Raw genomic sequence first — 26,467 nt, forward strand, 5'->3', positions numbered from 1 at the left:
TGGATAAAAAGTGATTTCAAAAAAAAGTATTTAAACGATAAAAAAAGAGCCAGAAATTCACATTCTGTCTCTTCATTCAATCTATCTTTTAAAAAACGATGGCACGCAGCCTAGGATTGAGCCGGAGCTTCGGCAGTCAATACGGCTTTGCGGGACAAGTTGATACGGCCTTGTGGATCAATTTCCGTTACTTTTACCGTAATGGAATCACCAATGGCAACCACATCTTCCACTTTAGCAACACGCTCAGTGGACAGTTGAGAGATGTGTACCAAACCTTCTTTGTTCGGCAACACTTCAACGAATGCACCAAACTTCTCAACACGTTTTACTTTACCGACATAAATCTCGCCGACCAGTACTTCGCGTACGATCCCTTCGATGATCGATTTGGCTTTATCATTCATCTCTTGGTTAGAAGAAGCGATAAAGACACGTCCATCCTGTTCAATATCAATTTTAACACCGGTTTCCTCGATGATTTTATTGATAATTTTACCACCTGCACCGATAACATCGCGGATTTTGTCCGGATTGATATGCATTGTTGTAATTTTAGGGGCATATTGTGACAATTGCTCACGTGGAGTTTTCATCACTTCAGTCATTTTGCTTAAGATGTGCATACGGCCTTCTTTGGCTTGAGCCAATGCTTCGGACAAAATTTGACGATCAATACCATCAATTTTGATGTCCATTTGAATAGCTGTTACACCATCAGGTGTTCCTGCTACTTTGAAGTCCATGTCACCGAGGTGATCTTCCATACCTTGAATATCACTCAGAATGGATACATGATCTCCGTCTTTGATCAGACCCATAGCTACACCCGCTACTGGAGCTTTGATTGGTACACCTGCGTCCATCATAGCCAATGTGCTGGCACAAATACTTGCCTGGGAAGTAGAACCGTTGGATTCCAGTACTTCGGATACCAGACGAATCGTGTATGGGAAGTCCGTTTCGGAAGGAATTACTTTGGAAAGAGCACGCTCACCCAGAGCACCATGTCCGATTTCACGACGGCCTGGAGCACGCAGTGGACGAGCTTCACCTACGCTGAACGGCGGGAAGTTGTAGTGATGCATGAAACGTTTCGTTTCTTCAAGACTGATTCCGTCCAAAATCTGAACATCACCCAGTGCACCAAGTGTACAAATGCTGAGCGCTTGTGTTTGACCACGAGTGAACAGACCTGAACCGTGAGTACGTGGCAGCAGGGAAGTATCACATTCAATTGGACGGATCTCAGCGAGTCCACGTCCATCCGGACGAACTTTGTCATGTGTGATAAGACGGCGCACTTCTTCTTTAACGATATCGTGCAGCACTTCTTTTACATCTTTGAGCAGTTCAGGAGTCTCAATATACTTCTCTTCGAAGTGAGCAACAGTTTCGTCATTCACAACATCGATTGCATCCTGACGTGCATGTTTCTCAGCAATTTTAACAGCTTCAACCAGACGAGCACTGGCGAACTCACGTACACTGCTGTTAACTTCAGCATTAACGGTATGCAATTTCACAGCCATTTTTTCTTTACCAGCCACTTGTACGAGTTGTTCAATGACTGCAACAATATTTTTGATCTCGTCATGTCCGAACATGATTGCTTCAAGCATTACTTCTTCCGGAACTTCGTTCGCTTCCGCTTCAACCATCATGATGGCATCTTTGGTTCCTGCAACAACGAGTTCAATCTCACTTATCTCAAGCTGTGCAATCGTTGGATTAATGATGAATTCGCCATCAATACGTCCAACTTTCACACCACCAATCGGTCCGCTAAATGGAACATCCGAAATGCTCAGTGCAGCCGATGTACCAATCATGGCAGCAATTTGCGGTTCGCAGTCCTGATCCACACTCATAACGATATTAAGAACTTGTACATCATTACGGAAACCTTCCGGGAACAAAGGACGAATCGGACGGTCTGTCAGACGGCTCGAAAGAATCGCTTTCTCACTCGGTCTGCCTTCACGTTTAATAAATCCACCTGGGATTTTACCTACGGCATACAATCTTTCTTCATAGTTTACCGTTAATGGGAAAAAGTCCAGATCTTTAGGCTCACTTGATGCTGTTACGGTACACAATACAACGGTATCTCCGTATGTTACCTTAACGGCAGCATTAGCCTGCTTGGCCAAACGCCCTGTTTCAAGCGTAAGCGTTCTTCCACCAAGCTGCATTTCAACACGCTGTTCCATGAAATCCCTCCTTTTAATCGTTCCTAACACAATGGATTCTGCATTTTCACAGTATTTCCTGCTTGTCCTGCATTCATTAACTCCACAGCAACATGCTCACTTGCAAAACAAAAGCTCCTTGCGGAGCCGTCAGCTACAAATATATGGCAACATGTTCATCTACAAAACAACCCGGCTGTAAGCTCCGCTTGTCCTTTTAGACAAAGGAATGACGGATAACAGCCAGGTTGATTTAGAAAACATGTACGATAATTAACGACGCAATCCGAGTTTTTCGATCAGTGCGCTGTAACGTTTAACATCTTTGTTTTTAACGTAAGCCAAAAGCTTACGACGTTGACCTACCATTTTCAAAAGTCCACGACGTGAGTGGTGGTCCTTCTTGTGCGTACGCAAGTGGTCTGTCAAACTTTTGATGTTTTCCGTAAGGATAGCAACTTGCACCTCAGGTGATCCAGTATCGGACTCATGAGTTTTGTGCTCGTCGATCAGTTGTTGTTTACGTTCTTGAGTCAATGCCATCCTATTCACCTCCTTCATTATAATCGCCATTAGCCTCGTCGCCGCCGGTGAGAGCAAGCAACCAAGCCAAGGTTATTTGTTGTCTCAAACGACAACGTAGTACATTATATCATAGTTGCCCAGACAAAGTAAATGTAAACCTGTATTTTATCCTGGACATCAAGATAACAGGCGGGCGGCGGTTAATGCATCTTCACGAATCTGACTGATCAATGCATCAATGGATTCAAACTTCCGTTCTGCACGAATGTAGTGAACGAGCTCAACCTTTAATTCCTGGTCATATAACAGCCCATCAAAATCAAGCAAGTGCACTTCAAACGTAGGTTTCATCCCGCTTTCGTGAAAGGTAGGTTTCACACCGAGATTCATGACGCCACGCAGTTCCTGCTCCCCATACTGCACCCGAACAGCGTAAACGCCTTTTGCCGGCGTAACATAATGATCCGTGAGTTCAAGGTTAGCGGTAGGAAACCCAATGGTCCGTCCACGTTTCTCCCCATGAATCACTGTTCCCCTGATGCTGTAAGGTCGTCCGAGCCACTGACTGGCTTCGTCCATTTCTCCCCGCTTCAACAGGCCACGAATAAGAGAACTGCTCACCTTCTCCCCGTTTAACAGGAATGGAGGTACCGTTTCCACCGTCATTTGGCCTTCTCCCAATGTGCGAAGAAGCTGCTCATCTCCTGCTCCCTTGTGACCGAAGCGGAAGTCAAAACCAACTACGGCTGTTCGAGTCTGAAGCGGAAGCAGCAGGTCATGTGCGAATTGCTGCGGCGTCAACTTTGAAAACGACTCATTGAATTCTACCACATAGAGTACGTCTACACCCATTTCAGACAGGATGTCTTCTTTATCTCTCAAGGGAGTAAGATAACCCTCGTAATCCCCTTTGCGCATAACTTCCTTCGGATGAGGATGAAAGGTCATCACCGCTGCCTGCATGCCCGTTTCGCGTGCAATGCGGACAGCTGACAAAATGACACTTGCATGTCCGAGATGCAGCCCGTCAAATTGGCCGATCGCGAGCACTTGGGGTTGTGTGCCCTGAACAGCCGAATCTAACGTCTGCGGATAGGTTAGCATTACGGTTTTCACAATCATTCACCTGCATTTCACTTGATAGGCCAGGCTTGAGTACCACCACTCAAACCAGGAACCTCTTTATTCCGGTAAAAAGACTTTAACAGCTCTCACCGTTGCTTTCAATTCATCCCGCTCAAATATCCCCAGAAACGTCCCATCCTGATCATATAACCGCAATAGACCTGGTTGCTCAGCAGGCGGTTCGAGCAAACGCGCCGACAATTTCTGGCCTTGAAGTGCTCCCTTGGCCTGATCAGCACCAACCGTATGTGCCGGGATGGAAGAAATGGCTTCATCAACCGGAATCAGCACCTCGGCTAACGTTCCATCCATCATGCGTTGTTCCACTTCTTCAAAGCGGAGGCAGTGATCAGCGGAAATGCCAGCCGATATCGTGCGCTCCAATTGTAGCATTGTGGACGGATACCCCAATTTCCTGCCGATATCCACACATAAGGTTCTAATATACGTCCCTTTGGAACATAAAGCACGAAACGATATATCCGTGGTGTCGCCTTGTTTCTCAATTCCTGTCAGTTCCAGTTCATAGATCGTAACTTCACGACTCTTGCGCTCTACCGTTTTCCCTTCACGAGCAAGTTCGTAGAGACGTTTCCCATCCACTTTGACCGCCGAATACATAGGTGGAACCTGAGAGATGGTGCCCTGGAATTGTTCCAGCACCTGCTGAACCTGCTCCTGTGTTACCTCAACAGCCTTCTCTGACCGCTCAATAACCTCACCCGTCATATCCTCGGTGTCTGTAGACAGACCCAGTCGTAGCGTTGCCAGGTATTCCTTGGGGAGCTCCTGCATGTACTCCACCACACGTGTTGCCCGTCCAAGGCAGAGTGGCAGTACGCCAGTAACTTGCGGGTCCAATGTGCCTGTATGACCAATACGTTTCATTTTGAGAATGCGACGCATTTTGGCCACAACATCATGAGACGTAAATCCCGCTGGTTTGTACACCGGAAGTACGCCTTCAAATGGTTTTACCATTGAGTATTCACCTGCTTCAGCACTAATGCAACGATATCTTCCAACTTACCTTCCACGCGACATCCCGCAGCGAGGACATGTCCGCCTCCACCAAAGTTCTGTGCAAGCGAAGCAACATCAACCTTGCCCGCCGACCGAAGAGATACTTTTACGGCATTGTCATTGATTACTTTGAAAAAGATACCCACTTCCACACCTTGAATGTTGCGCGGGTAATTGACTACCCCTTCAAGATCTTCATTGGCTGCACCACAAGCGATCATATCTTCTGGTGTAATGACTACCCAAGCAATTTTGCCATCGTCCGTCATTTGCAGACTTGAGAGTGCCTGATTCAATATACGCACTTGGGGAAGCGTCACCTGCTCTAGCAAAATTTGTGCGAGATAAGGCCCGTCCACACCATGTTCAAGCAATTTGGATGCGGTGGTCATCACATTAGGACTCGTATTGGCATAGCGGAATCCACCTGTGTCTGTTAGCAATCCTGTATATACTGCTGTAGCCACATCTTTATTCCATTTCACTGGGAAAAGATTAAGGAAATCAAACAGAATTTCAGCCGTTGCTGCCGCGTCTGGCTTAATGATGTTTACTGTGCCATATGCGTCATTCGTCGGATGATGATCAATATTTAAAATGACAGCATCTTCTTCGAAATAATGACGAGTCAGACCTACTCTGGAGAAATCTGCACAATCCACACAGATTATCGCTTTATATTTCCGCTCCGGTGGTTGTTCGGTCATGTTCACGATCTTGCCAGCTTCCCACAAAAAATGCATGCGCTGAGGAATTTCACCTTCATTAATCATCGTGAATGTCTTACCCAGACATGACAGCAGCCAGCCCACCGTTACCGTCGAGCTGACTGCGTCACCGTCCGGCTGTACATGCGACACGACCAGGTAATCATCATGCTCCAGCAGAAATTGCTTTCCGTCCTGAAGCGCCTGTTCATAAGTGTGCATTGCCGTCTCCTTTATTCTGTTACTCGGATTCGTTCTTGTCGGTACCGATATCACCAAGCAGCTTCTCGATCCGGCTGCCATATGCGATGGATTCGTCGATCTTGAATATCAACTCGGGAACATGTCGAAAACGGATACGCTTGCCCAGTTCGGTACGCAAAAATCCATTTGCTTTGGCCAGCGCTTTAAGCGAGTTATCCTTTTGTTCCTGTTCACCGAAGACACTCAGATAAACCTTGGCTTGCGACAAGTCCCCTGTTACTTCGACTCCCGTTACGGTAATAAAGCCGATACGAGGATCTTTCAGTTCAGATTGGATGAGCAGACTTAATTCTTTCTTGATCTGCTCGCTCACTCTACCTGTACGAACCTTAGCCATTGTTGTTCACCTCATGCTTCCTTGCTTATCGTTGTACGGTCTCCATAATGAAGGCTTCAATAACGTCGCCCTCTTTGAGATCATTGTATTTATCCAGCGTGATACCGCACTCGTAGCCTTGGGCTACTTCTTTGGCATCATCTTTGTAGCGTTTCAGGGAATCCAGCTTACCTTCGTAAAGGACGATGCCATCACGAATCACACGTGCTTCCGCGGAACGGGTAATTTTACCCGAGGTAACCATACATCCAGCAATGGTACCCACTTTACTGATGGAGAATGTGCTCCGAACTTCAGCATGACCGATTACTTTTTCTTTGTAGATCGGATCAAGCATACCTTTCATCGCTTGTTCAATCTCTTCAATAACACTGTAGATCACGCGATGCAGACGAATGTCTACTTGCTCTTGATCTGCAGTCGATTTCGCCTGGTTATCAGGACGAACGTTGAAACCGATAACGATGGCATTCGATGCAGCAGCCAAAATGATGTCGGATTCTGTAATCGCACCAGCGCCGCTGTGAATGATTTTCACGCGCACACCTTCAACTTCGATTTTCGCAAGGGAACCTTTCAATGCTTCAACCGAACCTTGTACGTCACCTTTAATGATTACGTTCAGATCTTTGATTTCGCCGTCTTTGATGTGCTGGAACAGATCATCCAATGTTACACGTGTGTTAGTACCCAGATCGGATTCACGTTGTGTAATTGCACGTTTGTCAGCGATGGAACGCGCTTTACGCTCATCCTCAAACACCATGAACGGATCACCAGCACCTGGAACCTCAGTCAGACCGGTAATTTCTACAGGTGTTGAAGGTCCAGCTTCTTTTAAACGGCGACCTTTGTCATTCACCATCGCACGTACACGACCGAAGCAGTTACCTGCGACAAAAGCATCTCCGACTTTCAGTGTACCGTGCTGCACGAGAATACGGGCAACTGGGCCACGTCCTTTATCCAGCTCGGCTTCGATCACTGTACCACGGGCACGTTTGTCCGGGTTCGCTTTGTACTCGTTCACTTCTGCAACGAGCAGGATCATTTCAAGCAGACCTTCCAGTCCCATTCTTTGTTTCGCCGAAACGTTAACAAAGATGGTATCGCCGCCCCACTCTTCTGGAACGAGTTCATAGTTGGTCAATTCCTGTTTTACTTTATCCGGATCTGCACCCGGCTTGTCAATTTTGTTGACAGCTACGATAATTGGCAGCCCTGCAGCTTTAGCATGGTTAATTGCCTCAACCGTTTGTGGCATTACACCGTCATCAGCAGCTACAACAATAATTGTAATATCCGTAACCTGTGCTCCACGTGCACGCATAGCGGTAAACGCTTCGTGACCCGGTGTATCTAGGAACGTGATTTTTTTGTTGTTAATTTCTACTTGATAAGCACCGATATGCTGTGTGATACCGCCTGCTTCTCCGCCCGTTACATTCGTTGAACGAATCGCATCAAGCAATGTTGTTTTACCATGGTCAACGTGACCCATGATCGTAACTACTGGTGGACGAGATTGCAAGTCAGCAGGCTCATCATTCTCTTCCAGAGTCTCGAAACGGTCATCTTCAAGGACAATTTTCACTTCAACCTCAACACCGAACTCTCCAGCAAGCAGAAGGATGGTTTCGATATCAAGCTCTTGGTTAATCGTTGCCATAACACCCATTGCGATGAGTTTTTTGATAACTTCAGAAGCATCTTTATGGAGCAACTTCGCTGTTTCACCAACAGTCATGTCACCACGTACGATGATTTTCTTAGGTGTGTTATCAATTTTCTCACGTTGTTGGTACTGTTGTTGATTTCTGTTGCGGTTGTTCTTGCCACCACGGTTACCGCGGAAGTTGCCGCCACGGTTGTCGTCATAACGACGTCCACCGCCACCGCTGTTTGAACGATTGCCGCTATTGCTGTTGTTATTGCCTGAATTACCTTGGCCGCCTCTGCGTTGGCCTTGTCCCGAGCTCTGTCCTTGGCCACCAGTACGGTTGCCACCAGTGCCAGTGTTGCCACCGCTGTTCGGGCCTGCACTTCTTGTTTGACCGCCACCACTGCTCGTTGGACGTTGACCCGTACTTTGCGGACGGGATGCTGTGCTGCTTTGTCCACCTTGAGCTGGTCTTGGACGATTACTTGATTGTCCTCCTTGGCTTGAGCCTTGGGAAGAATTCGTTCTGTTGCGGCTGTCTTGGCCGCTAGGTCTTTGGGAGCCATTGTTATTGTTGGAATTTGGTCTATTGTTCATACCTACCTGCTTTTCCTGTTGTATTTTTGTTTGTACGGGACTACCGGATGTGTTGTTGCTTTTCGGCGTGTTCACTCCGCCGGCCGGTTTGTTGCTGTCCACTGTTTTGTCACTGCGCATTGACGAAGTAGCAACGGATTTTGCTTCGTTGTTTTGTTTGGAAGCCGCAGTGGATTTTATATCTTTAAAAAATTGTTCCACCTTACCGACTGAACCATTCTCCATGACACTCATATGATTGTTTACGGGAATATCCAGCTTTTTAAGAATGGTTATAATTTCTTTACTACTCATATTAAGGGACTTCGCATATTCATAAACTCGCAATTTATCCTTGTTTTCCTGTTTACTCAATATACTCCACCTCCGACATTATACCGACTTGCTTGGAGATCATTTTTGCAAACCCTCGATCCGTTACTGCAAGAACAACCCGCGTTTCTTTACCGATACTTGAACCCAGACTATCCCGGTCAAATCCGATCACCAGTGGAACTTTATATGTCCCGCATTTGTCGCGAAATTTCTTTTGTGTATTGGCCGAGGCGTCACCCGCAACAATAACCATTTTAGCTTCGGAAGAACGGATCGCTTTAAGTACAATTTCTTCACCTGTTACAAGTTTGCCTGCACGCATGGAGAGTCCCAGATAAGACAATGTTTTGTTATTCATCATGTTCACGCTCCTGTGCTGCTATGAATTCGTCCTCTACCGCGACAAAATCAGCTGCCAATTGCTCATAAATTTCCGGTGAGACTTTGCCCTTTAGCGCCCGATCCAAAGACCGGTTTTTGAGTGCAAGCTTAAAACAGGACTCTTTGCCGCATAAATAGGCACCACGTCCGGACTTTTTGCCAGTCAAATCGATTAGCACTTCATCCTCTGGCGTTTTAACGATACGGATAAGCTGCTTTTTGGGCATCATTTCCTGACACGCCACACATTTGCGCAGCGGTACTTTTTTGGTTTTCATACGTTAGCGCCCCCCCGTGCTTTACTTTAGTCGACGGAGATGGAATCTTGGTGCATTTCCAAAGAAGAATCTTTCTCTCTGCCGAATTCCTGTTCCGCCTGGCTCTCGCTCTTAATGTCGATTTTCCAGCCGGTCAGTTTGGCTGCCAATCGGGCATTTTGACCTTTGATCCCAATGGCGAGGGACAGCTGATAGTCAGGAACAATAACCCGAGCCATCTTTTCTTCCTCAAATACTTGAACTTCCAATACCTTGGAAGGACTAAGTGCATTAGCCACATATTCGTCTACCTGGTCGGAGAAACGAACGATGTCAATTTTTTCACCGCGCAGCTCACCCACAATGGTCTGCACGCGCATTCCCTTAGGACCTACACATGATCCAACCGGATCAACTTCCTCATTGCGGGAATGAACGGCAATCTTGGAGCGGAAGCCCGCTTCACGTGCGACGGAGCGAATCTCGACTACACCGTCAAAAATTTCAGGTACTTCCAGTTCAAAGAGACGTTTCAACAAGCCCGGATGGGTACGGGACAAAATGATTTGCGGCCCTTTGGTCGTATTCTCGACCTTGGTGATGTACGCTTTAATACGGTCACCATGAACAAACTTCTCGTTCGGCATCAATTCGGTCAGCGGTAAAGCCGCTTCGATTTTGCCCAGATCGATGTAGATATTGCGCAAATCCTGACGCTGCACCACTCCCGTAACGATATCTTCTTCCTTATCTACGAAAGCGTTGTAGATCAGGCCGCGTTCGGCTTCACGAATCCGCTGGGTAACTACCTGTTTGGCAGTTTGTGCGGCGATACGTCCGAAATCACGCGGCGTAACTTCAATCTCCGCAATATCTTCCAGCTGGAAGTGTGGGTTGATCTCTCGTGCAGCAGGCAATGAAATTTCGGTACGTGAATCCAGGACTTCTTCCACGATCAATTTGCGGGCATATACCCGGATAACACCCGTATTGCGGTTCATGTCAACACGCACATTCTGGGCGGTGTTGAAATTACGCTTGTAGCTGGAGATAAGCGCTGCCTCGATCGCTTCAAAAAGCACATCCTTGCTGATCCCTTTTTCCCGCTCCAATTCATTCATTGCTTCAATAAAATCCATACTCATGAATGTTGATCCCCCTTTCAAACATGGCATCTCATACGTAAAACGGCGAAAGGCTCTAAACTCATGAGCACCTTGCCGTTATCGTGAGATGTGTCTTTTTTCATTAATAAGTGAACAAGGCACTTAAAACAGAATGGCCAGGCGCGCACTCGCAACCTTGTCATAAAGAATGGCATGCTGTTTCTTGCCTGCTTCGATCACAAGTTCCCCGTTATCAAAGGAAAGCAGCTTGCCTTCAAATTCCTTTATTCCATTTACCGGCTCGTAGGTTGTAACAAATACATTTTTGCCTACGGATTTGGCAACATCCTCTGGTTTTTTCAGTGGACGCTCCGCACCGGGAGAAGACACTTCAAGGAAATAGATGGTTGGAATCGGATCGTTCTCATCCAGCTTGGCGCTCAGCTTTTCGCTGATCAAGACACAATCATCGATGTCGATGCCACCCTCTTTGTCGACATACACCCGTAAAAACCAGTTGCTGCCTTCTTTGACGTATTCGATGTCAACCAGCTCGAAGCCTTGTTCGTTCAAGTAGGGTTGGATCATTTCTTCCACGGTAGATTTAATGTTCGTTGTGCTCAAAACCGATAACCTCCAACTTAGGTTACACCAGCAAATAAGGACTGGCAATTTCTTCATTACCCAAGATTCTTGTATACCAAAGACTAAAGAGTGGGTTTCCCCACTCTTTAGAAATTCGTACTATCTCGTTCACTTCAAAAATTATAACATAGTCTGGTAATAGTGACAAGTAAGCGATCATTCAGGCATTTTGGTTACTAATGAAGAAAAATTTCGCAATCACATCACAGACCAACATTGGATACGCAAAATGCCATTTTAGAACAGTGATAATTGATTGCTTTCCGGCAAACCACGGAAGCATCCCATACCAGTCAACAGCTCAACAATCGTTTTACTTGCTTTGGACTTCTGCTGGAAATCTTCAATCGACAGGAATTCTCCATGCTCTCTTGCCGCAGCGATGTTGCGTGCAGCATTATCCCCGATTCCTCCCAATGCAGAGAACGGAGGAATGAGTGAATTACCGTCAACGATAAACTTCGTCGCTTCCGAACGATAGAGATCAATCGGTTTGAGCGAGAATCCGCGTGCTGCCATCTCAAGTGCCATCTCAAGGACAGGCAGCATATTTTTTTCTTTTGGCGGTGCTTGGAAACCTAATTGTTCAATCTCTACGATCTTCCGATAGATGGGCTCATAGCCCTGACATACCAATTCTATATCAAACTCATCCGCACGAACTGTGAAGTATGTCGCGTAGTATTCAATAGGGTGATACAGCTTGAAGAAGGCTGTACGCACTGCCGAGATAACATAAGCTGCCGCGTGGGCCTTCGGAAACATGTACTGGATTTTAAGACAGGAGTCAATGTACCATTGCGGTACCTTGCAATTTTTCATCTCATCAATCCATTCTTGCGGCAAACCACGCCCTTTACGCACACTCTCCGTAATTTTAAAGGCCAGACTGGCGTCCATGCCTGCCTTATAGATCAGGAACAACATGATATCATCCCGGCAACCAATCACCGTTTTGATGTTACACGTTCCATTTTTGATTAGATCTTGTGCGTTACCGAGCCATACCCCCGTACCATGAGACAATCCGGAGATCTGGAGTAAATCGGCAAAAGAAGAAGGCTGTGATTCGACAAGCATCTGACGTACAAACTTCGTGCCCATCTCTGGTACACCAAAAGTGGCAACAGGTGATCGAATCTGCTCCGGCGTAACGCCCAGTGCCTCCGTTGAGTTGAACATGCTCATGACTTTAGGATCATTCATCGGAATCGTCGTTGGATCGATTCCCGTCAAATCCTGCAGCATCCGCATCATGGTTGGATCATCGTGCCCCAGAATATCGAGTTTTAGCAAATTTTCTTCGAAGGCGTGATAGTCAAAGTGCGTTGTTTTCCACTCCGCATTAACATCATCGGCCGGGAATTGTACAGGCGTTACATCTTCCACTTCAATATAGTCTGGTACAACGACAATACCACCAGGATGCTGTCCGGTACTACGCTTAACCCCTGTGCAGCCGGAAGCCAGACGATTCAGCTCAGCCCCGCGCCATTTCTTGTGATGCTCTTCCTCATATTTCTTGGCAAAACCGAACGCCGTTTTCTCAGCCACCGTGCCGATCGTGCCCGCACGGAAAACACTCTTTTCGCTGAAAAGCACCTTAGTATAGTTATGCGCATGCGGCTGATAATCACCCGAGAAGTTCAAGTCAATATCGGGAACCTTGTCCCCTTTAAAACCAAGGAAGGTCTCAAACGGAATATCCTGCCCTTCGCCTTTTAGTCGGCCTCCACAATCAGGGCATTCTTTCTCCGGAAGGTCAAATCCACTCGGTACACTGCCGTCGAGGAACCACTCACTGTGTTTGCATTCCGGATTCACACAAATATAGTGTGCTGGCAGCGGATTAACCTCGGAAATACCCAGGAAAGTAGCAACGACAGACGAACCAACGGATCCCCGGGAGCCGACAAGGTAGCCGTCCTGATTTGATTTTTTAACCAGTCGTTCCGAGATCAGATAGTTGGCAGAAAAACCGTATTTGATGATTGGCTTCAGTTCTTTCTCAAGTCTCGCCACAATGACTTCCGGCAGTTCCTCACCATAAATGGACTTGGCGGTATTATAGCAGGTATTGCGGATTTCATCGTCCGCACCTTCCAGGATTGGGGTAAACAGCTTATCCGGGAACAGCTTGATTTCCTCAAATCGATCCGCTAATTCAACCGTATTTGTAACGACAACTTCGTAGGCTTTGTCTTGGCCCAGGTACTGGAACTCTTCCAGCATTTCATCCGTCGTTCTTAAGTGAGCATCCGGTTTACGCTGATCCTTGAGCGGGCTAAAGCCTGTAATTCCATGAATGGTAATATCCCGATATAGCTTGTCGCGCGGCTCCAGATAATGCACGTTACCTGTCGCTATGACCGGTTTCCCCAATTTTGCACCAATATCAACAACTTTGCGAACCGCGAGCTTCAATTCCTCAGGTGTAGCTACCAGCCCTTTGTCGACCAAGTGCATATACATCGTCAGAGGCTGGATCTCCAAAATGTCATAGAAGTGAGCGATCTCTTCTGCCTCTTCAAGTGATTTGTTAAGCACCGCCTCGAAAAACTCGCCTTTTTCACAACCGGATAAAATAATGAGGCCTTCACGCAAATTGATCAGTTTCGATTTCGGAATACATGGTACCCGTTTGAAGTGCTCCGTATGAGAAAGGGATACCAGTTTATAGAGATTCTTTTTGCCGACATCATTCAAAGCATAGATTCCACAATGGAATGGACGCGTATTCGAGAGATCAACACCGACATAATCGTTGAGCCGATCAAGCATGGTCAGGCCTTTCATCTGGAAAGCATCATTAACCAATCCATTCAGTATGCCTGCGAGTGCAATCGTATCATCAATCGCCCGGTGATGACTTTCCAGTGCTACTTTATATTTATCCGCCAGCGTATTCAGACGGTGGTTCTTCATTTTTGGATATAACAACCGTGCCAGTTCCAATGTATCAAGGACAGGGTTCGGAAGCTCAGGCATACCAAGCTGTTTCAGTGAAGCCTGAATAAAGCCCATATCGAATCGCGCATTATGCGCAACCAATACGCCATCTCCGGCAAACTCTACAAAGTCACGGATAACCGGTTCTAGCTCAGGTGCATCCTTCACCATATCATCGTTAATGTTGGTCAACTGCTGAATGTTATATGGAATGCGCTCATGCGGATTTACAAAGGTAGCAAAGCGATCAATCTCTTTTCCGTCCTCTACCTTCACTGCAGCAATCTCGATGATCTTGTTCTGGGTTACCGATAGACCTGTGGTCTCAATATCAAAGACAATATACGTCGCTGATTTGAGCTCCAATGGCTGCGGCGCCAAAACAACAGCAACCGAATCGTTCACCACATTGGCCTCAAGGCCGTAAATCATTTTAATTCCGTTTTTCTTGGCCGCTTTGGACGCCTCCGGATACACCTGCACACCGCCATGATCACTTACCGCGATTGCCTTGTGTCCCCATTCCGCTGCAGTCTTTACATATTTGTCGATCGAAGTTACGGCATCCATTGTACTCATTGTGGAATGCAGATGGAACTCAACCCGTTTCTCAGCTGCATTATCCTTACGGGATGGCGGTGCCTTTACTTCAACCAAATCTGACGGAATCATAGCAAGTTCCGGGATTTGCATAAACCGGTCGTATTCTACACGTCCACGGACTTTTACCCATTTTCCATTGGCAAGCAAGCTGAGGATTCTGACATCCTCTTTTGTTTTGGCGAACATCTTCATTTGCATGGAATCCGTGAAGTCCGTCAAATAAAACGTAAATAACGTATTTCCGTTACGCAATTCTTTGCGATCCAGTCCAAAGACCGTTCCCTGTAACGTAACCTTTTTCTCTTCATCTTGAACTTCCTGCATAGGTACAGGTGGTTCTTTGATCTCATATCCCATTTGTAAGCGAACATCGCCCTGTTCTTCCTCTTCAGGCATTTCCGAGTCCACTTCGCTCATCATCTGTTCGATTACTTGAAGCTCTTCTTCCCGCTTCTTGAGCTGGAATTGCTCCATCGCCTCTTTGTTGCTTTCAACCTCACCAACGAGCAGTTTGACCCGCAAGGGCACTTGAAAATACTTATCATAAAAGGTTGTTATTGCCTGATCAATCTGCTTCTTCTTCGCAAGCTCCATCGACATGGCATCACTCATCGTCAATTGCAGCAGATCTGCTTCACATTCAAACTTGGTGCGATTCATCCAACCATTCACGGATGGAATCTCCCGTGTAACCCACTCTAGGAACAGATTCCAATACTCACTGACAATATCACCAATCTCGACCTGATCACTATATTTGAAACCAAACGTAATCTTGGAAATATGATTCATTTTCTCCTGGATATGCAGGCAAAATGTACGATAGATTGGAGCAGGAACCAAGGTATCCTTTGCAATCACAATAGTCCAATCGCGGTTGCTACGGCTTGTCTCCACCCGTTCAATCCATCCATCCAAAAAGTAGGGCTCTATCAGGCCAGCCGGAAGCTCCGTCTGTTTCATCAACAACTCAAACCGTTTTCTCTTCTCCTCGAATCCACTCATCGTGTTCCTCCTTGTACCCCCTTCAAACAGAAAAAGCCTCTGCATTCAAAAATGTCCCCGATCCGAACCCGCACCGACTCATTTTATCCGACAGAAGCTCTCCATTCCTTACTCTTACGGTGAATAAGTGCAGTTAGTCATGTCTTCCTGACCTAGTACGCTCTTGCAAACACAACCGTGTGTTTCGCTTGTTCACCACAAGCCAGGCACGTATGCTTTTCTTCCGCAGGCTGGAACGGAATATTCCGGCTTGTTGCACCTGTTACTTCTCTTACTTTATCTTCGCAAGCTTCTGAACCGCACCATCCAGCCAGTGTGAACCCGCGTTTGTTTTCCATCAATTCCTTCATCTCATCAAGCGTATCGACAGAGTAGAAGTTGTCCGACATAAACGTGCGAGCACGTTGCAGCATATCGGCTTGCACTTGAGTCAGCATCGTCTGGATTTCTTCCACCAGATTCGCTTGTTCAACCACTTTCTTCTCTCCAGTAATCCGGGAAACGAGAACACACACACCATTCTCCATATCACGCGGACCAATCTCAAGACGAATTGGAACACCACGCATTTCGTACTCGTTAAATTTCCAGCCTGGACGAACATCACTGCGATCATCCATTTTCACACGGATTCCCGCTTGTTTCAGTTCAGCGAACAACTCATCCGCACGGCCTACAACGGCATCACGCGTTTTTGGAGGTCCAATCGGAATCATAACCACTTGTGTTGGTGCTACTTTAGGAGGAAGAACCAGACCACGGTCATCCCCGTGAACCATAATCAATGCACCGATCAGACGTGTGCTTGTTCCCCACGAAGTGGTGTGAGCCAATTCCAGTACGTTGTTGCGGCTAAGATATTGGATCTCAAATGCTTTCGCAAAATTCGTACCCATATAATGAGAAGTTCCGGCTTGAACCGCACGTCCATCCTTCATCATTGCTTCGATGGAGAAGGTGTCTACAGCACCTGCAAATTTCTCGGATTTTGTTTTCTGACCTGTAATAACGGGAATTGCCAGATATTCTTCCACAACTTCGCGGTAAATTCCAAGCATTTTCATCGTCTCTTCGCGTGCTTCTTCTTCGTTCTCGTGCGCCGTATGGCCTTCTTGCCACAGGAATTCACTTGTACGAAGGAAAGGCAGTGTTCTCTTCTCCCAGCGAACCACGTTAGCCCATTGGTTGATCAGTACTGGCAAGTCACGATACGACTGAATCCATTTGGAGTACATATGACCAATGATGGTTTCGGAGGTTGGGCGGATTGCCAGACGCTCTTCCAGCTTTTCTCCGCCTGCTTCCGTTACCCAAGGCAATTCAGGGTTGAACCCTTCAACATGTTCTTTTTCTTTTTGGAAAAAGCTCTCGGGAATAAACATTGGGAAGTAAGCATTGCGATGACCGGTTTCACGGAAACGACGGTCCATCTCATCCTTGATGTGCTCCCAAATTTCGAAGCCGTCTGGTTTGAAAACAATACAACCGCGTACGGGTGAATAGTCCATGAGATCAGCTTTTTTAATAACATCAATGTACCAGCGTGAGAAATCCTCGCCCTGAGGTGTAATTTCAGTCACGAACTGTTTATCATTTTCCTTTGACATAAGACTCCAGCGTCCTCCCATAACGACTAGCTCTGAATAGTCAGAGCTAGTCAAACCATAATTATCCGTTAATTAATCGTAATATATCATTATATGTTACTGCCAGCATCAGTACAAACAACATGGCGAAGCCGACAAAGTGAACCATACCTTCACGGTTAGGGTCAACGGGTCTGCCCCGCAGCCCTTCAATTCCGAGGAATACAAGACGGCTTCCATCCAGCGCCGGAATTGGCAACAGGTTGAAAATACCGAGGTACAGACTCAAGATAGCTGCCCATCTCGTCAACTGCTCGATCCCCTGCTTCGCAATTTGGCCTGTAACTTCAAAAGTACGCACAGGACCACCAATATCATCCATGTTAAACTGATTGATCAAGTGCTTGAAGCCCTCAAAGATCACTTTGGTTGTATCGACCATCGCTATCCCTGACACCTTGAAGGTTTCTACAAATCCAACGGATCGGGTTGGTAACGTTGGTACAATTCCTACTTTCCCGCCTTCTTGTCCTTCTACGGCACGAGGTGTAATCGTTATATTAAACGTTTCATTTCCCCGACGCAGCGTCCATTCCATCGGTTTGTCTTTGGAATCAGCAATCATCGTCACCATTTTTTGCGAATCTGTACCAATAGCAGTACCATTGATTGTTTCAATGATATCTCCCTTTTGCAAATTCGCCTGGTCGGCGGCTCCACCTTCAAGCACTTCACCAATTTCCAGATTTTGCGGATTTTCAACGACAACGCCTGCCATTTGCGCATATACGGCAAACAACACAAATGCCAGGATGAAATTCATGAGTGGTCCGGCAAAAATAGCCAGGGCCCGCTGCCCCACCGTTTTACTGCCAAATTGGCGATCTTTCGGTGCAATCTGGGTTTGTTTGCCTCGACTTACTAACATCGCTTGCGGATGTATCCGGTACTGCTGAATTTCGCCATCCACATCGAGTTGCAATTTCAACGCAGTCTCCATATCTATGGAGATCACTTCACCACGAATTACATTTTTTCGGTTATCCAATTGATCGAGGTAGATCATTTTGACTTGGTCATCAGCAGCTCTTACTGCAATGGTCTGACCTTCTTGAATCTCTACCAGTTCCGGGTCTTCCCCAGCCATACGTGCATATCCGCCAAAAGGCAGCAAACGCAGTGTAAACTGGGTCTCGTTTCTTTTATATGAGAACAATTTGGGACCAAAACCGATCGCAAATTCCCGTACAAGAATACCGGCGCGTTTGGCAAAATAATAATGTCCCCATTCATGAACCGTCACGATGACAAAGAACATGAGCACCGTTAGAAATACCACTTGTATGGTTTCCAATCCCTATCCATCCTCCTTCACGGCACGAACCGCAGTCTGTCCCTTTAGATTATCATTATTCTCTGATGCCGCACAAGAGAATCACTTCTTCCATTTTATCTTGAAAAAAGAGATCAAAGACTGAACGCAAATTGACGGCTCTCCTGATCACATCTTGCGATTTCCTCCAGATCAGGCTTGTCCACATTGCGGTGTGCTTCCAGCACAGAAGCAATAATATCCTCTATTTTAAGGAACGAAATCTCTTTACGCAAGAAGCGGGCTACGGCAACCTCGTTGGCTGCATTAAACGCCGTTGTTGCGGTTCCTCCCATTTTACCACACTCGTACGCCATTCTTAAACAAGGGAACCGTTCCATATCCATCTCACGGAAATGCAGCTCGCTCGCTTGCGCTAAGGATAGACGTTTCGCAGGTGAAGGCAAGCGGTCAGGATAAGTAAGTGCATACTGAATGGGAACACGCATGTCCGGATTGCCAAGCTGCGCAATAATACTCGTATCATTAAACTCCACGTAGGAATGAATGATGCTCTCCGGGTGTAGCAACACATCAATCTGATCATAACTTAGACCAAACAGCCAATGCGCTTCAATAACTTCCAGGCCTTTATTCACCATCGTCGCCGAGTCTATCGTAATCTTCGAGCCCATGGACCAATTCGGATGTTTGAGCGCATCTTCCACGGTAACTTCCTTTAACTGTTCACGAGTCAAATGACGGAAAGATCCTCCAGAGGCCGTAAGCGTAATTCCCATCACACGTTCACGAGGCTCTCCATTCAGGCATTGAAAGATAGCCGAGTGCTCACTATCTACAGGCAGAATCGGTACCCCTTTTGCAGCCGCTCTGGCAGTAACAATGTGTCCCGCTGTAATTAGAGTCTCCTTATTAGCCAGCCCAATCTGTTTGCCTGCATCAATAGCAGCCAGGGTTGACTCAAGCCCAACACTCCCCATTACAGCAGTAACAACCGTATCTGCATCCGTTCCGGCAGCAACTTCCACCAGTCCTTCTTTACCATAAAAAAGCTGCGTTTCAGCAGGTAAGTGCGGAGCCACGATTTCGGCCAGCTCTTTCGAGCCAACGGATACCTTTTTGGGCCGGTAGCGCTTCGCTTGTTCAATCAGCAGTTCTATATTGCCCCCAGCAGCAAGTCCCTCTACTTGAAAGCGTTCGGGATGCATATCGACTACATCCAGTGTCTGGGTTCCAATGGAACCCGTTGACCCGAGAATCGCAATTTTTTTCATGCCGCACCTCATCTTTATTTATCCAATGCCTATGACGAACATCTCGTCATGTGGCTTGTGCTCATCTTTAATAGGGCAAAAGCATTAGTATATGTACGAATGGAAAAACGACAATCCAGCTGTCGCACCGATCCAGAATACCGCCATGCCCCGGGAGCAGAGTGCCGGAATCTTTGATGTTATACACACGTTTGTAAGCAGATTGGATCAGATCTCCCATCTGTCCCACAACCGCGCATGCAATCCCAATCCATACCGCTCTTTGCCAAGACAACAACCCGTCTGACACCCATGCAAAAACAACAGAAGTGACTACCGCGATTACTATCCCGCCGAGCGCACCCTCTACTGTTTTGTTAGGACTAATCGAGGGCCACAATTTGTTCTTTCCGATCAGTTTTCCAACAAAATAGGCACCAGCATCACTTGCCCATATGGAACCTAACAGCAGGAATGTCCAGAACAATCCATGATGCAAATGTCTCGATTCTGCAATGTAATAAAAACCGATTCCAATGTACATTACTCCCAGAAAGAGCATAGCTACTGTGTTCACAGAAATCTTATTTTTAGTTACAACAGAGGCTGTCATTAAAACCAGCATCACAATCCAGCCAATCTGGAATAACGTTAGCGGTCTGGCTTCCCAAACCATTTCCCAAGGAAATACAATTGCAAAGATACCTGCATAACCGATTAGGGCTACACCTGAAAAAGGCTGTACCCCGGTCATTTTCACAAATTCATAATAACCGATGAGAGCCATAAGCAATACCAAACCATGGTACCAGGGTCCGCCCAGCATGCAAAAACCCAAAAACAACACACCTGCTATGATTCCAGTCGTTAATCGCTGTTTCAACGGCTTCATCCTCCATCTATTTCAAACCGCCGTAACGCCTTGTTCTGCGCTGATATTCGGCTACTGCTTCAAGCAAATGCTTTTTGCCAAATTCGGGCCAGTATATATCCGTAAACCATAATTCGCTATATGCAAGCTGCCAAAGCATGAAATTGCTTAATCTCAACTCTCCACTCGTCCGGATCAGCAAATCCGGATCAGGCATATCCCCAGTGAGCATATGTTTGTCAATGAGTTCAGGCGTAATATCCTCTGCCGATAGTTCCCCCGACTTTACCTGCAGAGCAATCTGTTTGACACATTCTGTCATTTCGCGACGACTTCCGTAGTTCATTGCAAAATTCAAAACAAGCCCTGTGTTATGTTCCGTAAGACGTATAGCTTCACGCAAAGCATTAATGGTATGTGAAGGCAAATGCTCCTCCTGGCCCATCATACGAATGCGTACATTTTTTTCTATAAGTTCATCCAGCTCTATCGCCAAAAATTCTTGCGGAAGCCGCATCAGAAAATCCACTTCTTCTTTTGGACGCGTCCAGTTTTCTGTCGAAAAAGCGTACATCGTCAGATATTTGATGCCCAGTTCATCCGCCGCGATGGTCGCACGTTTGACCGCCTTCATCCCATTCTGATGGCCAGCTATTCGCGGGAGACCCAAACGTTTCGCCCATCGTCCATTGCCGTCCATAATGATGGCGACGTGCTGCGGGATATTATCCTCGGATATAGTCAGCGTTTCCTGCTTGTCAGCCCCATTCCACCACGACCGAACCCGTTTGATCATTCCTGTTCCTCCAAAATCCCTGAAGTTTCTTCACCTGAAGCTTGGAAAAAGAGACAAAACCCCACCGTATTGGAGGGGCTGCGCTTGTCTTACACTTCCATGATTTCTTTTTCTTTGGCAGCGAGTACCTTATCGACTTCAGCAATAAACTTGTCGGTCGATTTTTGGATGTCGTCTTGATGTCTCCGGGACTCGTCCTCGGAAATGTCTGACTTCTCCATTTTTTTAATATCATCATTCGCATCACGGCGAATATTACGAATGGCTACTTTACCTTCTTCACCGAACTTTTTCGTCAACTTCACTAGTTCTTGTCTGCGTTCTTCCGTAAGTGCTGGAATGGACAGACGAATCATTGTTCCGTCGTTCGCTGGCGTAAGGCCAAGATCGGATTTCATAATTGCACGCTCAATGTCCCCCATGGAGGATTTATCCCATGGCTGGATCATCAGTGTCCGGGAATCCGGTGTACTGATATTAGCCAATTGGTTGAGCGGAGTCATTGCACCGTAATACTCCACTTGAATCCGGTCGAGAAGAGCCGGAGTTGCACGACCTGCACGCAAAGTGGCAAGATCACGTCGTAACGCTTGAATCGCTTTATCCATACGTTCTTCGGCATGTTTTTTAACCGCTTGTGGCATTAATCTACACTCCCTTTAACGATTGTCCCGATGCGTTCACCAAGAACAACACGTTTGATGTTACCTTGTTCCGTAATGGCAAATACGATCAACGGAATGTTGTTGTCCTTACAAAGCGAGGACGCCGTTGAGTCCATTACACCAAGATCTTTGTTAAGTATATCCATGTAAGTCAACTGATCAAACTTGACAGCTGTGCTGTCCTTAAACGGATCTGCTGAGTACACACCATCTACTTTGTTTTTGGCCATCAAGATGACTTCTGCTTCGATCTCCGCTGCGCGCAGTGCTGCTGTTGTATCGGTGGAGAAGAACGGGTTACCTGTACCTGCTGCAAAAATAACGACCCGGCCTTTCTCCAGATGACGAATAGCTCTACGACGAATATAAGGCTCTGCGATTTGTTGCATGGCAATTGATGTCTGTACGCGTGTAGGCACTTCAATCTGTTCCAGTGCATCTTGCAGTGCGAGCGAGTTCATAACCGTCGCCAGCATCCCCATATAATCCGCAGTCGCTCTGTCAATGCCGTTTTCGCTACCGGCAATTCCACGCCAGATGTTTCCGCCGCCACATACGATAGCAACCTGTACACCTAGTTCAACCACTTCTTTTACTTGCTGGGCAATCGACGAGATCGTCTCTGCATCAATACCGTAGCCGTTTTGACCGGAAAGAGACTCTCCGCTGACCTTTAAGACAACACGTTTAAATACTGGCTGTTCCAATTATTCACCCTCCACTTTGAATTGAACACCCTGGGCGTTCAACCAACAAAACTTCTCGCGCATGGCCTCCTGCTTAAAAAGAAAGGAACACAGTTGTGTTCCGCTCTTTTAGGAAAAACGTTCAACCGGTAAGGCATTGTTTTCCTGGGATATAAGGGAGTAGCGCTTCGAAGTTTCATCATTCTTATATCTTCGAAAATCATTTCTGCTTGCCGGTTTGAAAACCGTCTTATTTGTTTACTTGGGACATAACTTCTTCTACGAAGTTGTCTACTTTTTTCTCAAGACCTTCACCCAGCTCGTAACGAACGAAACGACGGATGGAGATGTTTTCACCGATTTGGCTAACTTTTTCGTTCAACAGTTGGGAGATCGTTTTGTCTGGATCTTTAACAAAAGTTTGCTCCAACAGGCAGAATTCTTCGTAATATTTACCAATACGGCCTTCAACCATTTTTTCAACGATTTTTTCCGGTTTGCCTTCGTTCAAAGCTTGAGCTTTCAGGATTTCTTTCTCTTTTTCCAGCTCTTCTGTAGGAACTTCTTCACGAGTGACAAATTTCGGGTTCGCTGCTGCGATTTGCATAGCGATGTCCTTAACGAAATCTTTGAATTGGTCTGTTTTACCAACGAAGTCCGTTTCACAGTTAACTTCTACCAGTACACCAATACGGCCACCAGCGTGGATATAAGATTCTACAACGCCTTCAGTTGCTGCACGGCCAGCTTTGCTTGCTGCTGCTGACAGACCTTTTTCACGAAGCAATTCAGCTGCTTTCGTGATGTCACCGTTTGCTTCTTCCAGTGCTTTTTTGCAATCGAGCATACCTGCGCCCGTTTTTTCACGGAGTTCTTTTACTGCACTCGCATTAACTGCCATTATTAATTCCCTCCAAAAATAAGTAATTGTACGTACACTCTAAAAAAAGGGCAGTGAGAGGTTATCCACCTACCAACCACCCTTTTCATTTAATTCATTAGATATGTTCGAATCTATTAAGCGGAAGTTTCTTCGCCTTGGTTAGCTTCGATAACGGCATCAGCCATTTTACCTGTCAACAGCTTAACGGCGCGGATTGCGTCGTCGTTACCCGGGATAACATAATCGATCTCGTCCGGATCGCAGTTTGTATCAACGATACCTACAATTGGGATACCCAATTTGCGAGCTTCCGCAACAGCGATACGCTCTTTGCGTGGATCGATGATGAAGAGGGCGCTTGGCAGGCCTTTCATATTTTTAATACCGCCGAGGAATTTCTCCAGGCGATCTTTCTCTTTGCGAAGCAAGATTACTTCTTTTTTAGGCAATACAGCGAAAGTACCGTCTTCTTCCCAAGCTTCCAACTGTTTCAAACGATCAATACGTTTTTGAATAGTTGAGAAGTTAGTCAGGGTACCGCCGAGCCAACGTTGGTTAATGTAGAATTGACCAGCGCGTTCAGCTTCTTCTTTAACGGAATCTTGAGCTTGTTTTTTCGTACCCACGAAAAGAATTGTACCATTCTCTCCTGCGATTCCTTTAACGAAGTTGTAAGCCTCTTCGACTTTTTTCACTGTCTTTTGCAAGTCAATGATATAAATTCCGTTTCTTTCAGTGAAGATATAACGATCCATTTTTGGGTTCCAACGACGAGTTTGGTGACCGAAGTGTACCCCAGCTTCGAGAAGCTGCTTCATGGAGATTACTGCCATCTTCACACACCTCCTAATATGGTTTTATTGTGTCCTCCGCCGGCATCATTTTTCGCCAAGACTCTCCATCAGGAAAGCACCCTCAACAAAATTAGCACATGCGTGTGTTTTAACACCGTTATCTAATATAGCATAACTGATTGCCTGATGCAACAGTCTTTCAAACTAAAATGCCTTGTACAAAAAAGTGCTCTTTTCAAACAAGTTCATATCCGTAGTAGCGGTGCAAAACCTGTCACAATCTATAAATAAAAAACCGTCCTTCTGAGCGCACTCAGTTTGACGGTTCTTTTGTAATCTTGGCAATAATGGATTTGAAGCTTTCGCCCTTCTCCAGGTCATAGGTGCCTACTTGTATTTTGGTATTAATTCGTTCAGCCCTGCCAGCTTTTATGAAAGCTTGTGCACTATCGACAATCCCGGCTTTCTCCAGATTACCCGCCACAATGGCCAGACTGTTGCCTGAACGTACTTTGAAAGATACTGTAGCCGCAGCTTCAGGATTGTTAGGCGTTGACGGCTCAGTCGTCTTGGGCTGATTGACTTCGTTCTGGTTTCCGCTTTCATTGGTGGCAGGTTGCTGTGGATTCTCGGGTTGCTCCGGTTCCTCAGCTGACTTTGCCGCTTCGGGGGCCGTTGCCGTTTTCCCCTGCAGTTCGCTACTTTCCTGTTTCTTCTTCGCTACCCACTCAGTTTCTGTATACAGCTCATCATCGGAAGCTACAAGCTTCATATCCATACTCTTCGCCGCCGCTTCAAGCTGTTCCATGGTCAGGTTGGCTGTAGCTACATCCGGGTCAAGATTACTCTCAGACAATGCGTTTTGTCCAACCGTTGCAAGCTGCAGCAATACCGCACCAGCAATCATGCCACTTCCAAGTCCAATCCATAAGGAGCGCTTGTCCATTTCTTAGCTCTCCTCCCGTTCTGCCAGCTGTAAAATCAGCTGTACTTCTCCACGTTGTATCCCCGTCTGCTTGGCAATGGCATCGACTGACTTTCCTTCGGCATATAAATTAAACAGCTCTGCATATCGATCCTTAATGGATTCACGTACAGGCTTAGATTCTTGCTCAGTCGCCTGCTGCACTGTTTCTGATGCCTGTTGGGACAAATCAGCTCGCACACTGTCTACAAGCGCCTGAGCTTGCAATCCGCTTGTGCTATGTACCGGAATTATATTGGAGGATATGTCTGTTTGTGTCGTTTTACTTTCTTCGAGTTGATCCAGCCTCCGCTGTAATTCCTGAAGCTGAGATTGCATACGCTGATCTGCAGCCGTCGCCTCACCCTTCATCTCAGCAACACGCTGGATGAGAGCATCATTGTCGTTTTCGATCTCAGCCATATAATGTTCAAGCGTAGTTTCCATCTCTTGCACCAGGTGATGCCCAGGCTCCTGCACCTTGTTTTTCTTGGGCATGATAAACGCATATGCAATAGCGCAGGCTCCTAATATGACAATAATGATCCATGGTGACAAATTGGGTTCTCTCCTTTTAATGCAGCCATCGATGCTCAAGACTACATGTGAGTCACATGTCATCCATTACAACGACAGGTCAATATGTTTTCCTTTGTATGGATGCTCGGCAGGTTTGACAGTTTCCAGTGTTGAAGTCGCTTCCGTTTCGTTGGAGCCGCTCTGCTGCTCTTGGTTTCTGGACTGACCATCGCGTACATTGGTGTGTGCTGTTTCATCCAGCGCCTCGCTTCGTTGCCTTGCTTCATTTGCTTCTTTGGCCGTTTGTTCTGCCAGCAAGTTCTGGTCCGTCACCGGTCTCTGCTGAGCTTCACTCTGATAACGCCCGGCCTCACTTGTTCTAGGTACGGCAATCTGCAACTCAACCGCTTTGAAACTCATACGTTC

24 protein-coding genes are annotated in these 26,467 nt (G+C 46.5%); all 24 read right to left on the minus strand.

The genetic code is table 11. From position 1 onward, the window contains the following. Nucleotides 1-110: 110 nt before the first annotated feature. Nucleotides 111-2,213 (minus strand): polyribonucleotide nucleotidyltransferase, encoded by a 2,103-nt coding sequence (gene pnp, locus Q0V21_RS12630; RefSeq protein ID WP_024630263.1) that lies wholly within the window; start codon nt 2,211-2,213, stop codon nt 111-113. Nucleotides 2,214-2,465: 252 nt separating this feature from the next. Continuing rightward, the gene (gene rpsO, locus Q0V21_RS12635; RefSeq protein ID WP_024630262.1) at nt 2,466-2,735 is read right to left on the minus strand and encodes a 30S ribosomal protein S15; all 270 of its coding nucleotides are present in this window, start codon (nt 2,733-2,735) and stop codon (nt 2,466-2,468) included. 159 nt (nt 2,736-2,894) lie between these two features. Further along, entirely contained in the window at nt 2,895-3,833 is a 939-nt protein-coding gene (locus Q0V21_RS12640) for a bifunctional riboflavin kinase/FAD synthetase (RefSeq protein WP_301879224.1), read from the minus strand. A gap of 66 nt (nt 3,834-3,899) precedes the next feature. Next, on the minus strand, nt 3,900-4,823 hold the full coding sequence (truB, locus tag Q0V21_RS12645; protein ID WP_301879225.1) for a tRNA pseudouridine(55) synthase TruB: 924 nt from the start codon (nt 4,821-4,823) through the stop codon (nt 3,900-3,902). Continuing rightward, the gene (locus Q0V21_RS12650) at nt 4,817-5,794 is read right to left on the minus strand and encodes a DHH family phosphoesterase (RefSeq protein WP_024630259.1); all 978 of its coding nucleotides are present in this window, start codon (nt 5,792-5,794) and stop codon (nt 4,817-4,819) included. The genes truB and Q0V21_RS12650 overlap by 7 nt, the downstream gene beginning before the upstream one ends. A gap of 19 nt (nt 5,795-5,813) precedes the next feature. After that, nucleotides 5,814-6,173 carry a 30S ribosome-binding factor RbfA gene (gene rbfA, locus Q0V21_RS12655; protein ID WP_079346932.1) on the minus strand — a complete coding sequence of 120 codons (360 nt, stop codon included), beginning with the start codon at nt 6,171-6,173 and terminating at the stop codon, nt 5,814-5,816. A gap of 25 nt (nt 6,174-6,198) precedes the next feature. Then, on the minus strand, nt 6,199-8,784 hold the full coding sequence (gene infB / locus Q0V21_RS12660) for a translation initiation factor IF-2 (RefSeq protein ID WP_301879227.1): 2,586 nt from the start codon (nt 8,782-8,784) through the stop codon (nt 6,199-6,201). Further along, on the minus strand, nt 8,777-9,106 hold the full coding sequence (locus Q0V21_RS12665) for a YlxQ family RNA-binding protein (protein ID WP_029880929.1): 330 nt from the start codon (nt 9,104-9,106) through the stop codon (nt 8,777-8,779). Before Q0V21_RS12665 ends, infB begins: the two co-directional genes overlap by 8 nt. Beyond that, nucleotides 9,096-9,404 carry an RNase P modulator RnpM gene (gene rnpM / locus Q0V21_RS12670; RefSeq protein WP_053783828.1) on the minus strand — a complete coding sequence of 103 codons (309 nt, stop codon included), beginning with the start codon at nt 9,402-9,404 and terminating at the stop codon, nt 9,096-9,098. Before rnpM ends, Q0V21_RS12665 begins: the two co-directional genes overlap by 11 nt. A 26-nt stretch (nt 9,405-9,430) precedes the next feature. Beyond that, nucleotides 9,431-10,528, minus strand: a complete 1,098-nt coding sequence (gene nusA / locus Q0V21_RS12675) for a transcription termination factor NusA (RefSeq protein WP_024630254.1) — start codon at nt 10,526-10,528, stop codon at nt 9,431-9,433. 123 nt (nt 10,529-10,651) lie between these two features. Further along, nucleotides 10,652-11,113 (minus strand): ribosome maturation factor RimP, encoded by a 462-nt coding sequence (gene rimP, locus Q0V21_RS12680; RefSeq protein ID WP_024630253.1) that lies wholly within the window; start codon nt 11,111-11,113, stop codon nt 10,652-10,654. Between the two features lie 258 nt (nt 11,114-11,371). Continuing rightward, the gene (locus Q0V21_RS12685; RefSeq protein WP_079346936.1) at nt 11,372-15,691 is read right to left on the minus strand and encodes a PolC-type DNA polymerase III; all 4,320 of its coding nucleotides are present in this window, start codon (nt 15,689-15,691) and stop codon (nt 11,372-11,374) included. Nucleotides 15,692-15,843: 152 nt separating this feature from the next. Then, nucleotides 15,844-17,298: a proline--tRNA ligase gene (gene proS, locus Q0V21_RS12690; RefSeq protein ID WP_301879230.1), complete on the minus strand. Its 1,455-nt coding sequence runs from the start codon at nt 17,296-17,298 to the stop codon at nt 15,844-15,846. A 61-nt stretch (nt 17,299-17,359) separates the two neighbouring features. Next, nucleotides 17,360-18,631, minus strand: coding sequence for an RIP metalloprotease RseP (rseP, locus tag Q0V21_RS12695; protein ID WP_079346938.1), 1,272 nt, complete (start codon nt 18,629-18,631; stop codon nt 17,360-17,362). Between the two features lie 113 nt (nt 18,632-18,744). After that, nucleotides 18,745-19,884, minus strand: coding sequence for a 1-deoxy-D-xylulose-5-phosphate reductoisomerase (locus Q0V21_RS12700; protein ID WP_301879232.1), 1,140 nt, complete (start codon nt 19,882-19,884; stop codon nt 18,745-18,747). A gap of 67 nt (nt 19,885-19,951) precedes the next feature. Next, nucleotides 19,952-20,746, minus strand: coding sequence for a phosphatidate cytidylyltransferase (locus Q0V21_RS12705; RefSeq protein WP_024630248.1), 795 nt, complete (start codon nt 20,744-20,746; stop codon nt 19,952-19,954). Between the two features lie 16 nt (nt 20,747-20,762). Further along, nucleotides 20,763-21,530 carry an undecaprenyl pyrophosphate synthase gene (locus Q0V21_RS12710; protein ID WP_285079510.1) on the minus strand — a complete coding sequence of 256 codons (768 nt, stop codon included), beginning with the start codon at nt 21,528-21,530 and terminating at the stop codon, nt 20,763-20,765. An 89-nt stretch (nt 21,531-21,619) separates the two neighbouring features. After that, a complete protein-coding gene (gene frr / locus Q0V21_RS12715; protein ID WP_024630246.1) occupies nt 21,620-22,174 on the minus strand; it encodes a ribosome recycling factor in 555 nt (184 codons plus the stop codon). Continuing rightward, nucleotides 22,174-22,902, minus strand: coding sequence for a UMP kinase (gene pyrH / locus Q0V21_RS12720; protein WP_024630245.1), 729 nt, complete (start codon nt 22,900-22,902; stop codon nt 22,174-22,176). The genes frr and pyrH overlap by 1 nt, the downstream gene beginning before the upstream one ends. 229 nt (nt 22,903-23,131) lie before the next feature. Then, the gene (gene tsf, locus Q0V21_RS12725; RefSeq protein ID WP_024630244.1) at nt 23,132-23,782 is read right to left on the minus strand and encodes a translation elongation factor Ts; all 651 of its coding nucleotides are present in this window, start codon (nt 23,780-23,782) and stop codon (nt 23,132-23,134) included. Between the two features lie 116 nt (nt 23,783-23,898). After that, a complete protein-coding gene (gene rpsB, locus Q0V21_RS12730; RefSeq protein WP_024630243.1) occupies nt 23,899-24,597 on the minus strand; it encodes a 30S ribosomal protein S2 in 699 nt (232 codons plus the stop codon). Nucleotides 24,598-24,871: 274 nt separating this feature from the next. After that, complete coding sequence (locus Q0V21_RS12735; protein WP_301879234.1) at nt 24,872-25,504, minus strand: hypothetical protein; 633 nt, start codon at nt 25,502-25,504, stop codon at nt 24,872-24,874. A gap of 3 nt (nt 25,505-25,507) precedes the next feature. Then, on the minus strand, nt 25,508-26,080 hold the full coding sequence (locus tag Q0V21_RS12740) for a DUF6115 domain-containing protein (RefSeq protein ID WP_079346946.1): 573 nt from the start codon (nt 26,078-26,080) through the stop codon (nt 25,508-25,510). Nucleotides 26,081-26,146: 66 nt separating this feature from the next. Further along, nucleotides 26,147-26,461 carry a hypothetical protein gene (locus tag Q0V21_RS12745; protein ID WP_301879235.1) on the minus strand — a complete coding sequence of 105 codons (315 nt, stop codon included), beginning with the start codon at nt 26,459-26,461 and terminating at the stop codon, nt 26,147-26,149. Nucleotides 26,462-26,467 lie beyond the last annotated feature (6 nt).

The organism is Paenibacillus sp. 11B, assembly GCF_030487755.1.
GTDB classification, from domain to species: domain Bacteria; phylum Bacillota; class Bacilli; order Paenibacillales; family Paenibacillaceae; genus Paenibacillus; species Paenibacillus vandeheii.